Below are 12,007 nucleotides of genomic sequence, written 5' to 3'. Positions count from 1 at the left end.
ATATATTACAATTTATTGACATTTAAAGTAAAAAATTGTAATCTTTGTTAGAGTAGTAATTTGTCATAAAATTATAATTAGGGAGAGTATTTAATTTGAATAAATTAGTAGTAGTTGCAATGGTAGGAATTTTGTCAGCAGGATTAGTAGGTTGCAGTGCAGAAAACTCAGAACCTGAAAAGGTAGAACCTGAGAGTACAGAGGCATCCACAGAAAGTAGCTCAGCAGATAAGGAAACAGCAGACAAGAAAAAGGAAGAAAAAGTCACAGATAAAGTGTTTGCAGTTGGAGATAGCATTAAGAAAGAGGGCAAGGTTTTGACAGTTACTGGGGTTGAGAGGTCTCAAGGTACAGAATATGATACTCCTGATAAAGGAAAAGAGTATATGGTGGTAACAGTTGATATTAAGAATAAAGGTGATAAAAATATCTCCTATAATCCTTTTAATTACAGCATGCAAAATGCTCAAGGTCAGATTACAGATCAAGCTTTCTCTATGATAGATGAGGAGACTCATTTAGATTCAGGTGAGCTTATTCCAGGAGGAAATGTCTCAGGTACTATGGTTTTTCAAGTTCCTGCTGATAGTACCAATAAGGATTTAATTTTACTGATGAAAGATAACATGTTTTCTGATAAAAGTGTCAAGGTTAATTTAGCAAGTAAATAATAGTAAGTAGAAGGGGATTTAATAATGAGAACTACAGAATTTGTTTTAGGACTAATAGGTGGAATATTTGGGATAGCAGCAGCAATTATTGCAATGTTTGTAGGTGCAGTTGATGAGGCAGTAAGTGAGACAGCAAGTAGCATTAGTAGTTTGGGAGTTTCAGCATTACTAGCATCGATTGTGGGCATCATTGGTTCAGTAGTTGTTAAGTTTAAGCCGAAAGTTGGTGGAACAATGATGCTAGTTGCAGGTATTTGGGGCTTTATAAGTGTTTCATTGTTCTACATTCTTTCTGGATTGCTTTTAATCATCGCAGGTATTATGGGATTAGTAGTTAAAAGTAAAAAGGACAAGGCTGAAAAAGTAGCATAATTAATAATTATAAAACAGCCTTTGCAATTGCAAAGGCTGTTTTATTTGGTGGTTTGAGTGACAGGCACTTGTTTATTAGCTAAAGAAATTAAATTAGTTAGTGAGTGAATGGTACTATTTTCCTGAATAGATTTATAGTATAATATACCCAGTAATCTGAAAACAAAATAACTAGATAAAGGCAAATTCATTGAAAAATGAAGACGCAAAGCCACAGGTCTAACGTGTAAACTATGACGGCTGGGTTACCTATATTTCTGGGTAACTACCTTTATTTTTTAGGTGGTTTTTTTTGTTTTTAATAATAGAAAAGAGGATGAATAATGAAAGATTTAGGACCAAACGACAGGGAATACTTTGAGGATAGTGACTTGTATGAAGAGGATATATGGGAAAGAGAATCCCACGAAACTGAAGAAAGAAGCTATGATCCAGCATGGGATTGGGACCCTGCAGATGATCATCGCGGGGACTATATGTAATATCGCTTAACTGCTCGAACGAAACTAGAATGAATGGGGAATTTTGCTATGAAAGTATTTCGTAATATAGGTAACGGGATAGGGACAGTAGGCGGAGGTATAATTGGCGGTGCGACCAAAATTACTGGTAAAGCAGTCGGAAAAAAATGGAAAGGCACGGGGGAATGGTTAGAGGATGTTGGTGGAAACGTCCAGTCTGCTTCTACAATCGCATTAGATAACGCGGGACAATTTGTAGATGGAGCAGTTCAAGGTACATATGGGGCAATTAAAAAGGACGAGTATTACAAACAAAAAGGCATTCATGATTTAAAAGACTCTACAGGGAAAACGGTCAAAGGAGTCGGATCTGCACTTAAATATACCGCTAACAATGTTGGAACTACATATGAAGGATTCCGGACAGGGGATAGGAAGCAGACCATCGACGGATTGAAAAATTTAGGTAAGGTTGTTGCGGTATCTGGTCTGGCAATCGGAGTAATTGATCTGGTGGATGGAGCAGACGCAGTACAGGCGGAGGACTTGGAAACTAGAAATGATCATCTTAATGGTACTGAACATCTAGACACAGGAGTTCCTTTCGTGGAAAAAACAGTTGAATTACAGAGTGGAGAAGTCATAGAAGGGACATTCCCAGTATTTGATTCTAAGTTTACTGTTGTAATCGCGGAAGATTTGTACCTGGAAAGTGACGACATGCATTTTAATGTGGCGAATGAAACATTCTATCAAGCTATTCAAGAAGAGCCACACCTGGCCAATGAATTAGGCTTATCACAAGCCGATGTACAAGCTTTAGCAAACGGAGAAACACCTGAAGGTTATACATGGCATCATAACGAAGAACCAGGTGTTATCCAACTAGTAAATGAAGAAACTCATGAACAAACTGGACATACAGGTGGCCGCACACTATGGGGCGGGGGAAGTGAATACCGTTAACGAATTAGTTAGTTCAAGTCCTAATAATATGACGATTTTCCGTAGTGATATAGACATATTAAATGAATTAAGTTGCTGAAAGCTTGAGTCCCCAAACTCAAGCTTTTGTCGTATCTAAACTAAGCTCCCCAACACTCTTAATCATCGGAAGAAAAATGGGTGAAATGATTTTCGTTGTATCATAAACCACCTTGGACATATCTAAATCCTCAATGTCATCTTCTTTTTCTGTACCAAGGTAATGATGAAGGGTTGCTAAACCGATTAGGGATATGCCAATTTTGTATTGTGATTTAATCATTTCAATTTGCTCACTGTCGTTGATCGAACTAATCTCAGCAAGCAAATGTCCATTATCAACATTAACAAAGAAATCATAGATGCCATCTCCGCCATCATATACACGGAGGGCGCCTTTTTTCTCCATGTCATATCTTTCCCACTGATCCTTGGTTATTTCTTTTACTTCGGGTGGGGCAAGCATCTTACTTTTATTTTTTGATGTGGATGCTCCACCAGTGCTTTTAGTAACTTTCACACCTGCTTCTATTACAAACGATTCTAGAAAAGGCGCACTTCGCGTTGAATCTGTTACTTCTAGTTTATAGTTTAGTAGTTCTCCAACTTTACAATCAACAGGAAGTTTTATATTAGTTACGCCAATTTCCAGTTCATTAATTGTTGCGTATCTTGCCCTATTTGCTATATACGATTTGGTAATGGTTGTACCACAATGGAAACTATTTCAACAACGATTTTGGGTAAAATCTGGTTATTTATTGCTTTTCATATTAAGTAATTTCATCGCATTTATGTTGGGACAAGAACTGATTGGGCTGGTGCAACTTGTGTTAATTATCCTTGCACATATTGTTATCTTGCCACGTATATTCAAGGGAGTTAATTGGGAGAAGGTAACTGAAATCAATGATTATCATATTTGGAATATGATGGTGGTCTCCGTAGCATCTAATACAAAATTAAAAAAGAAAAAAACCTATAGCATTTTGCAAAACTCTGCAAGACGAAGGCGTTCTTTTTCTAATACCAATTCTATCTACACTAGACTTTGGCAGCTTTATTTTGGCAAAAACATGGGCGTGATTGTACAGGTAATTGGTGCTTTAATGTTGATGTTAGTAGTGTTTCAATTTTTAGAGGACTGGATTTACTACCTCGGTATGGCAGATGCCATTCATGTTTATGCAGCTCTGTGTGCCAATCTGTTTTATAATCGCTTTCACTCGGACATAGTTGAAGTGCTGCCGTGGAATCTGCGGAGTTATAAGCGGACATATTTCAATTGGATGGCAATAGGCGGCGTTCTTTTACTTGTTCCCATATTGCTTTATTTCATTTTGCATTGGAACGCGTGGGCCCCTTTTCAGTTAGGCTTTATAATCTTGGTATTCTTGTATACATATCATGTCAAAATGGACAAAACAATTATTCTACTGGCCAAAGAATCTGAATCAATTCATCTAAGAGAAGGTTTGAGTTTTGGTTTTGTTATTTTAGTAGTAATTAGTCATCTGCTGCCAGTTATTTCGCTTGGGGGGATAGGGGTTATATTGTTTTTGTTATACGCATACAATAAAGAATCTTCATCGAGATAAAAGTTCTATAGTTAATAATTTTGTATCACTGTAATCTAAAGAAGTATTTATGAGTATATTGTTTTTTAACCTTGATTACATTGATGATATTTGTAGGAGGGAATGAACATGTATTTAGGACCTTTAGAAGAACGTCAAATTAGGAATGATGAGATAAAGCTTGTGACTGCCGCGCTGTATGAAGCAAAGGTAAAGGATGATGAAATTCTGCGCGTTTTGATGAAGATATGTGATATCGACCGCGAGCGAGCAATGAATGCCTTCCAAAATGAGAAGTTTCTTATTTCTCCTTGTAAAAAATTGTATCAATATTTAATTTTGGAAAAGGGCTTTAACGACCATGATGCGGATGTGTTTGTTCGTGGACGCGCGAGGTCTAAACTAGCAAGGAATGTTGAATTAGGAAAATTACCCCCAGCTAAAATGTTTGACGCTATTAATAAGGATAATAAATAGACGGTTACGTTAGTAGTTATCGTCTCTATGTGACTTAAAACATATAAAGAACAGTGAGGAAGCTAAAAAGGTGAAAAAGTTACTTTTGAACAAGGTTAAGGACATGGAGGTTCAACTAATTAGTAGAGCAAAAGAACTAGCTAAGGAAATAAGCGAAAAGACTGGAGTTAGTGTGAAAGTTGATCATGAAATAAAAGGGGAGCCTCAAGTGGTTACAGAATTCGATATTAACATGTCGATTGCTCGAGAAGCTCTAAGTGGTATTGATAATGATTATTAATACAAAAGAAAGAAAGCTATTTTCTGTGTTTTAATTGCACAGTACAATCATACAATGCAAAAATGTTATTCAACAATCAGGCACGTGGCACAAATTTCTTCGTATTGGACAGGTTGTGGAAGAGGCTATAAAGAAATTAAAATACAAACTAGATATTAGTTTGAAAAGCTGTATAGATGTTGATACAAAAGTATTAAAAGTTTTTATAAATAAATATAGTAGCTTTTAATGCCTTTAAAACCCGTGCCTATCACCCGGAACTATTCTAAATAGTTTCGGGTGACAGGCAATTTTATTTTGTTGTGATAGAGAAATTGCTCCGCCTACTATTGATTTGCGGCGTCCTTTTACTTGTTCCCATATTGCTAAATTTCATTTTGCATTGGAACGTGTGGGTCCTGGGCTTTATAATCTTGGTATTCTTGTATGCATATCATGTCAAAATGGATAAAATGATTATTCTTCTGGCGAAAGAATCTAAATCAATTGAACTGCTGGAAGGTTTTTAGTAGTAATTAGTCATCTGATGCCAGTTATTTCGGTTGGGGTGTGGGGATCATGTTGTTGCCTGCTTATAATTAAACTCTTGATTGAGGTAGAAATAACTGTAGAAAAAGTATTCGTTTTTCCATTAATAAATGGATTAATGAATACTTTTTTCATCTCTAAAAAACGTCAATTTTTCTATTATTCATCTCTACTATTCAACGAAATGTGATAAAATTAAGAAAAAACATATGAAATTGAATTTTACGGCAATTGATGTTCTAGAAACGATTCGTAAGACAGAATAGCATTTTCAAAAAGGGTGGTCACAATGTTTACAAAGAATAAAAACAAATACATTTCTACAACAGCGCTGTCAAAGGAATTAAAGATGAATGTTAAGGAAGTATTTCAGGTTTTCCTAAATAGTGGATTAATTGAAAGAATTAGTGATAACTGGGTATTGACTGATAAAGGTAAAAAAAATGGCGGCATTATAAAGAAACATCCAAAAGTTGGAGAATACATAGCCTGGGATGAAAACATAAAAACAAATGATCTATTTAAATCAAGTAATGAAAAACTGTTAAACGCTACTGCATTAAGTAGCCATTTTGGTGTATCCAAACTTAAAATGAATCCAATTCTATCTGAGCTAGGGTTAGTGCAAAAATCTGTTAAGGGATGGACAGTAACCAAGCTTGGTTTGAGCATTGGTGGAAAACAACTTGAATATGATAGAACCGGTGTACCATATGTGAACTGGCCTGAAAGCATCTTAACAAATAAGAGATTAGTAGAAACAATCAATGAACTGCAGGGAAATGCACCACTAGTTCAAGAAACTCCAACTACCACTGAGACGAATTCGCTTGGATTTAGGGATAAATATGAGGCGAAACACAGATCAGCTGATGGACATTATGTACGATCAAGAGCAGAAATGCTTATAGATAACTGGTTGTACATGTCTGAGATTGTCCATGCATATGAAAGGAAGCTACCAATTGAAGAAGATGTCTATACAGACTTTTACTTACCGGTTGGCAAAGTATACATAGAGTACTGGGGATTAGAAAATGATCCGAAATACGCAAAGAGGAAGCAAGAAAAATTACGAATTTACGAGAAATACGGATTTAACCTGATAGAGTTGCAGGATGCAGATATTCAAAATCTGGATGATATATTGCCTAAGAAGTTGTTGAAGTTTGGGATACAGGCTTATTAAGAAAACGTAAGCGCTTTTTGGTTAAATTAACTGAATCAGTTCAATGTGCTACTAATAGGGGGAACTAATTGTACAAAGTAAATGATCATAAAAGAGTAGGAAATTTATAAACTCTATGTGAGGTGATTAATCGTGAACTTGTTTACTTATAGAAAAATGGAAGAGGATCACTTTACCAATATCTTGATGAATATATTATTATCTAATTCGTACTCCCTAGTTCCTGCCTTTATAAATAGACTTATTGAAACACAATCAAAAGAGTTTGATTATAGAAGTATCAGTATAGAACTTTTCTCTAGGACCTCAACACAATCATCTAAACCGCACGAATACATAATAGGGATTGCACCATACGAGAGTGCAGTTCAGAATGAGCTAGAAAACAATATGGATTCGATTCCAGATGCTTGGATTTACGGAAATAACTTTACATTATTATTTGAATTTAAAATTAGAGGGTCACTTGATGAAGCACAACTTTCTGCACACAAAAGGAAACTTGTAAATTACAAAGGAACTCATAAGTTTCGCTGGGAAAATGTAATTGATACTTTAGAAGAAATAAGAGGTGAAGCTACTGAGGTACAAAAGTTTTTAATTGATGAGTTCATATCTATAAGTTATTTGTTTAAATCTAAGAGACCCTCGTCAGGAATGCCAAAAGCGATAATTGGTGGGCGTAGTCGGGAAGGTGAATTATATTTCATTATAACTGGAAGTAAGGAAACAAAGAGCTATACTGTTGATATCGTTTTTTCGAATGGGACTAAAAAACGTTTGGTCGAAAAGATAAATGGAATTCAGCCTGCACGAAGATGGATTGCAAACTTCATTTATGAAAAAGGGGTAGATCTTCCACTGTCACATGTTAACGAGGAGACAATAATTAGTGACTTATGTGTTAAACCGGGTAGGCTTAATAATTCATGGAATCAGTGGCGGTTAGGTAGTTATGTTGAAAAAAGTCGAGATGAAGGAGTATGATTTTAAATTAATATTGATTGAAATGATCTGTGAGAAATATGCTGGAAATGGGGTTATTACAAATGAAGATTGATACTTTAAAGGAAAAAGCACTCGAATATAAAGTGGATTATCAAATGTTGGAAGAAAAAGAAACGGGACGTAAGAAATTTATTAAGCGGTTTCCGTTTGAATCCTTAAAGGATATGACTATTGATGATTACGCGGATACAAAAACGAAGGATAGCTTTATATACTGGCTTGAAAGAAAGCATATATTAGCCGGAATTGGCGGAGGAAATTCATCGAAGTTTGGCATTTATCGTGCTCAATCGGGTGAGTATTGTAAAGGATATGGCAAACAAAAAATTGTGTTACAAGGTGATCAGTTGCAAGAAGAATTTAAAGCTTTAAAGACAGGAATAATTAAAGCAATTGAACTTGCTGAAGAAGGACGTATTTCAGATTTTAACAGCCTAAACTTACCATTATTTAATATGGTTCTATTAAAAATAGTAAACATTTATGTCCCTGAAAAGTTCTTTAACATTTATTCACCACCAATTTTAATTGAACTAGGTAAGGAATTAAATGTGAGAGAGGAAATACTAACACCCCAAAATTCAATTGCTTTAAACCATGAAGTAATAAATCTGCTAAAAGGGGATAGTGTGTTTTCTGATTGGTCTAATGAAAAAATAGGAGTATTTATTTGGGACACATTTTCTGAAAGAAATAATGAAATCGATAAGGATAAAGGGTATTGGTTAGTGGGACACACATATGAAGATGAAGGATCTATGGTAAACGAATTCTTGCAAAATAGTTGTATCGGGGTGGGGTTCCTACGTCAAGATCTTCATGAACATATAAAAGATGATGACCTTGAGGAATTCATTGAAGCAAAAGAAGAAACAACAGCTGGACAAAAAGCATTGAAACACTTTTTTTCAATGAAAGAAGGGGACCTTGTTGCTTTAAAATCAACGTTCACAAGAAAAAGTGCAGGTAGAATTCGGTCCGTACTACGAGTAAGTGCAGTGGGAAGACTTTTGAAAGATGCATATGAAGGATACGAATACTCTGATGTTTATGGGCATAACTTACCTGTTGAATGGATTGATAAGGATGAAAGAGATCTTGCTTATGGAGGATATCGCAGTACTATTAATCAAGTAAGAGATAATAATACAATTAGTACTGTATTTATGAAACGAGGGAAAGACAAAGTTGAAATAATAGAACAGGAAATTGACAATTCTCCAAAAAACCACGTATTTTACGGTCCACCTGGAACTGGAAAGTCCTATCATGTTGTTGATTTAGCTCTTGAGTTAATCGATAAAAAGACATATGATGAACTTCAAGTGGATGGACGTGAAGCGCTGAAACAAGAATTTTCTCGTTTAACAGCAGAGAGAAGAATTAATCTCATAACGTTTCATCAATCTTATGCCTACGAAGATTTTATAGAAGGTTTGAAATCAGATGGAGAAGGTAACTTTCTTCCAGCTGACGGGATACTGAAGAGGGCTGCAATTGAAGCAATGTATGATGGAATTCAAGGTTTAAGCAACAATGATTACTCAAAAGAAATACGGTTTGAACAGTTATATGAAGATTTAGTGAAAAATGGATTAAAGCAAAGTATTCAATTTCAATCCAAGACGGGAACAACCGTTTATATTTCGCACATATCCACAAATGGAAATTTAGTAGTTACAAGTGATGATACAAAGACGAACTCCATCGTGTCAAAAGATCGTTTAATAAGAATCTATCGATATATTCAGTTACATAAAACCGATTGGCGAAACAGCATAATGTTTATTCGTGAAGCAATCGGCGGTTCAAATCAATCCAGATACTGGTCTGTACTTAATTGGATTATGAATGAGTTGGAAGAAGAATCTGACGGTGAAAAAATTGAAGTGGAAGGGAACGAGAAAAAGGCAGTTGTGTTAAAGGCTCTGGAAAAAAAGAAGGCATTTGATTTTTCGAGAGCTAAGAAGCATGTCATAATCATTGATGAAATGAACCGTGCCAATATCTCAAAAATCTTTGGAGAGTTGCTTACTCTTTTAGAAGAGGATAAACGACTTACAGAGAGTAACGAATTAATCGTAGAATTACCGTATTCAAAAGAGAAGTTTACATTGCCACCCAATTTGTATCTTGTTGGGACTATGAACACAGCAGACCGCTCGATTGCTTTATTGGATTCTGCGCTACGTCGACGCTTTGTATTTAAAGAAATGGCCCCAGATCATGAACTTCTTGAGTCAATAGGTGAAAATATTGATGTTCGATCAATGCTCTCTATAATGAATAGGCGTATTGAAGTACTTTATGATCGGGATCATATGATAGGACATGCCTATTTTATTAATGCAACCTCAGATGAGGAAGTAATTTCTATTGTACAGACGAAGATCATACCACTTCTACAAGAATACTTTTATGATGATTGGGAGAAAATCGGGCTTGTTTTAGGTGGAATAGGTAAATCAAGAGAGGATTCCTATATAGTTTATAAAGAGGAAGTCAAAATTAATGAATTGTTTAGCCAAAGACCTTCCTATCACATTCCAGCACTTTATAGAGTTAAACGAAAGCTATCAATACAGGAGTTAGTTGCGGTTTATGAATAAAACAATTGTCGTTCGTGAATCGTATGACTGGATAACAGGTAATGATGTCACGGAAGAACAATACGATGAACTTATTCGATATATGGATGCAAAATATCCTAATGGTCAGGTGTTGGATATAAGGTATAGACAGCTACGCTTTATAAATTATGTTGGTGTAATTCAATGTTCAGAAGTACGTTATGAAATTGTACCGAAGATATCTATTACAAAAGAGGATGATCGGAAAGCATTGTTAAAAATGCTTTCCATCACAGAATTCTTACCTGTTTCATTTTCTGATAAGGTACAGAACGGTGAATCAAAGGGAGAATTGCTTCCAGCATTTGTTACAGCATTTTTAGAAAGGTTGCTTAATGAATTAAAAAGAGGGATGTATAAAACTTATCAACCTCATGAAGAGAATTTACAGATGATGCGGGGGAAACTTGAGCTCACTAAGCATATTCGTGTAAATACATTTCAAAAGACAAAAGTGTATTGCTCATATGATGAACACACAGAAAATAACTCCTTGAATCAGTTATTTAAAGCAGCTTTATTTATTGTAAAAAAATATGCTAATCAACATTCATTAAAACTTTCTCTGGAGCGTTGCTTGTCCTATTTGGAAAGCGTTGATTTAGTAGACATTGGGTCACTAAATCAAAATAGTATTAAGCTTAATCGTCAAAATGAACGATTCCGTGATGCAACTTTGTTCGCTAAACTAATTATTGAACGTGCATCCATATATAGTAAAGGTAACCAAGTATCATCATTCTCTTTTTTATTTCCTATGAATGTGTTGTTTGAAAAATACATTGAGGTAGCTTTACGACAGGTGTACAGTAATGATGAAGTGATCAGCCAGCATGCAGAAAAAAGACTGTTAAGAAACAAAAAAAGTGGACGTGGAAATATATTATTAAAGCCAGATTTTGTTGTTAAAGATGAACTTATTCTCGATACGAAGTGGAAAAGTGCAACCGTTAACGGTAGAAGTAAGTATGTGCAAAGTGATCTATACCAAATGTATGCATATGTCAAAACTTATAAAGATGTTAGCCGATGCATTTTGCTTTATCCGAAACAAGAGCAAGAAGAAGAACATCCAGTATGGGAGATAGTTAATACAGATAAGACTATTGAAATGAAAGCGGTAAGAATAGATGATTACTGGAATACCGTGAAGGAATTAGAAGAAATATTATTATGAAGTTGATGACACCTAGGGGTAACTAACATACTTTTAGAATTTAGTGTATTGTCATGGTGAAAGGGACTTGATTTTTTAAACAAGCGAGCAATATTGTAGAAGGCGGTAACCTAAAATGGGTAAATATGGACAAGCTGCACTAAAAGCCGTTAATCTGATAAAAATCAATAGAGAAGAGAACCCAATTGTTGCATGGCAAAGTGCAACTACAGAAATATTTGGGGAGGGGACCTCTAGCCAAAGAAAAGCCTGTCCCAAAAGTACCTTTTTAGGCTTATGTGAAGAGGGATTTATATCAGAAGTTAAACCGGGGAATTATTCAACACGCAAAGGATCAAAAAATAAGGATTATGGAATTAAAGCTATCCAATTACTTAAAAAACAACCATCTCTTTCAAATGACGCAAAGCAATTGTGGGACAAAGTATTAGAAGGGGAAATAAAGAAACCAAACTCACAAATGGATGTTGTAATTTCTCTTTGGGAAAATGATTTAATAAGATAGAAAAATAATTTTTAAAGAAAAACTTATGATTCAAAATCAAGTGTAAATATGATCTCTGTAGTTTGCCACAGGGTTTTATCGAAAATGATTTTTATAAAGATAGGAACCTTCACGAAAATTCGTGGAGGTTCCTATCTTTATTTAAGTT

At 35.1% G+C, this 12,007-nt stretch carries 13 protein-coding genes and 1 riboswitch; of the genes, 12 read left to right on the top strand and 1 reads right to left on the bottom strand.

Annotation, left to right across the window (positions count from 1 at the left end; translation table 11 throughout):
• The first annotated feature begins 95 nt into the window (after positions 1-95).
• From ACOI1D_RS18965 to ACOI1D_RS18950, 4 genes are all read left to right on the top strand, one after another.
• Positions 96-671 carry a DUF4352 domain-containing protein gene (locus ACOI1D_RS18965; protein ID WP_422503466.1) on the top strand — a complete coding sequence of 192 codons (576 nt, stop codon included), beginning with the start codon at positions 96-98 and terminating at the stop codon, positions 669-671.
• A gap of 21 nt (positions 672-692) precedes the next feature.
• Positions 693-1,043, top strand: coding sequence for a DUF4064 domain-containing protein (locus tag ACOI1D_RS18960; protein WP_422503468.1), 351 nt, complete (start codon positions 693-695; stop codon positions 1,041-1,043).
• A gap of 170 nt (positions 1,044-1,213) precedes the next feature.
• A riboswitch (cyclic di-GMP riboswitch) is annotated at positions 1,214-1,296 on the top strand.
• 70 nt (positions 1,297-1,366) lie between these two features.
• The gene (locus ACOI1D_RS18955; protein ID WP_422503465.1) at positions 1,367-1,525 is read left to right on the top strand and encodes a hypothetical protein; all 159 of its coding nucleotides are present in this window, start codon (positions 1,367-1,369) and stop codon (positions 1,523-1,525) included.
• A gap of 48 nt (positions 1,526-1,573) precedes the next feature.
• The gene (locus ACOI1D_RS18950) at positions 1,574-2,470 is read left to right on the top strand and encodes an HNH endonuclease (protein WP_422503463.1); all 897 of its coding nucleotides are present in this window, start codon (positions 1,574-1,576) and stop codon (positions 2,468-2,470) included.
• Positions 2,471-2,567: 97 nt separating this feature from the next.
• On the opposite strand, the gene ACOI1D_RS18945 is transcribed toward ACOI1D_RS18950, so the two are convergent.
• The gene (locus ACOI1D_RS18945) at positions 2,568-3,008 is read right to left on the bottom strand and encodes a hypothetical protein (protein ID WP_422503462.1); all 441 of its coding nucleotides are present in this window, start codon (positions 3,006-3,008) and stop codon (positions 2,568-2,570) included.
• 181 nt (positions 3,009-3,189) lie between these two features.
• Between ACOI1D_RS18945 and ACOI1D_RS18940 the strand changes: the two genes are divergently transcribed.
• The 8 genes from ACOI1D_RS18940 to ACOI1D_RS18905 all read left to right on the top strand — a co-directional run bounded on the left by ACOI1D_RS18940 (position 3,190) and on the right by ACOI1D_RS18905 (position 11,859).
• Complete coding sequence (locus ACOI1D_RS18940; RefSeq protein WP_422503461.1) at positions 3,190-4,086, top strand: hypothetical protein; 897 nt, start codon at positions 3,190-3,192, stop codon at positions 4,084-4,086.
• 108 nt (positions 4,087-4,194) lie between these two features.
• The gene (locus tag ACOI1D_RS18935; RefSeq protein ID WP_422503460.1) at positions 4,195-4,542 is read left to right on the top strand and encodes a hypothetical protein; all 348 of its coding nucleotides are present in this window, start codon (positions 4,195-4,197) and stop codon (positions 4,540-4,542) included.
• Between the two features lie 70 nt (positions 4,543-4,612).
• Positions 4,613-4,822, top strand: a complete 210-nt coding sequence (locus ACOI1D_RS18930; RefSeq protein ID WP_422503459.1) for a hypothetical protein — start codon at positions 4,613-4,615, stop codon at positions 4,820-4,822.
• An 817-nt stretch (positions 4,823-5,639) separates the two neighbouring features.
• A complete protein-coding gene (locus ACOI1D_RS18925) occupies positions 5,640-6,539 on the top strand; it encodes a glycerol kinase (RefSeq protein WP_422503458.1) in 900 nt (299 codons plus the stop codon).
• 132 nt (positions 6,540-6,671) lie between these two features.
• Positions 6,672-7,526 carry a hypothetical protein gene (locus ACOI1D_RS18920; protein ID WP_422503456.1) on the top strand — a complete coding sequence of 285 codons (855 nt, stop codon included), beginning with the start codon at positions 6,672-6,674 and terminating at the stop codon, positions 7,524-7,526.
• 62 nt (positions 7,527-7,588) lie between these two features.
• Positions 7,589-10,156: an McrB family protein gene (locus ACOI1D_RS18915; RefSeq protein WP_422503454.1), complete on the top strand. Its 2,568-nt coding sequence runs from the start codon at positions 7,589-7,591 to the stop codon at positions 10,154-10,156.
• Positions 10,149-11,354 (top strand): McrC family protein, encoded by a 1,206-nt coding sequence (locus ACOI1D_RS18910; RefSeq protein ID WP_422503452.1) that lies wholly within the window; start codon positions 10,149-10,151, stop codon positions 11,352-11,354. The genes ACOI1D_RS18915 and ACOI1D_RS18910 overlap by 8 nt, the downstream gene beginning before the upstream one ends.
• Before the next feature lie 115 nt (positions 11,355-11,469).
• The gene (locus ACOI1D_RS18905; protein ID WP_422503451.1) at positions 11,470-11,859 is read left to right on the top strand and encodes a DUF6979 family protein; all 390 of its coding nucleotides are present in this window, start codon (positions 11,470-11,472) and stop codon (positions 11,857-11,859) included.
• The last annotated feature ends 148 nt before the right edge of the window (positions 11,860-12,007 follow it).

Source organism: Virgibacillus sp. DJP39 (assembly GCF_049310925.1).
In the GTDB taxonomy this organism is placed as follows: Bacteria; Bacillota; Bacilli; order Bacillales; family Amphibacillaceae; genus Virgibacillus_F.
The sequence above is the reverse complement of the archived record's forward strand: the minus strand, read 5'-3'. Positions and strand labels throughout refer to the sequence as shown.

Coding starts and splice junctions, on each gene's coding strand:
- ACOI1D_RS18955 (WP_422503465.1), top strand. CDS start 1,367: ATGAAAGATTTAGGACCAAACGACAGGGAATACTTTGAGGATAGTGAC.
- ACOI1D_RS18950 (WP_422503463.1), top strand. CDS start 1,574: ATGAAAGTATTTCGTAATATAGGTAACGGGATAGGGACAGTAGGCGGA.
- ACOI1D_RS18940 (WP_422503461.1), top strand. CDS start 3,190: ATGGTTGTACCACAATGGAAACTATTTCAACAACGATTTTGGGTAAAA.
- ACOI1D_RS18935 (WP_422503460.1), top strand. CDS start 4,195: ATGTATTTAGGACCTTTAGAAGAACGTCAAATTAGGAATGATGAGATA.
- ACOI1D_RS18925 (WP_422503458.1), top strand. CDS start 5,640: ATGTTTACAAAGAATAAAAACAAATACATTTCTACAACAGCGCTGTCA.
- ACOI1D_RS18915 (WP_422503454.1), top strand. CDS start 7,589: ATGAAGATTGATACTTTAAAGGAAAAAGCACTCGAATATAAAGTGGAT.
- ACOI1D_RS18910 (WP_422503452.1), top strand. CDS start 10,149: ATGAATAAAACAATTGTCGTTCGTGAATCGTATGACTGGATAACAGGT.
- ACOI1D_RS18905 (WP_422503451.1), top strand. CDS start 11,470: ATGGGTAAATATGGACAAGCTGCACTAAAAGCCGTTAATCTGATAAAA.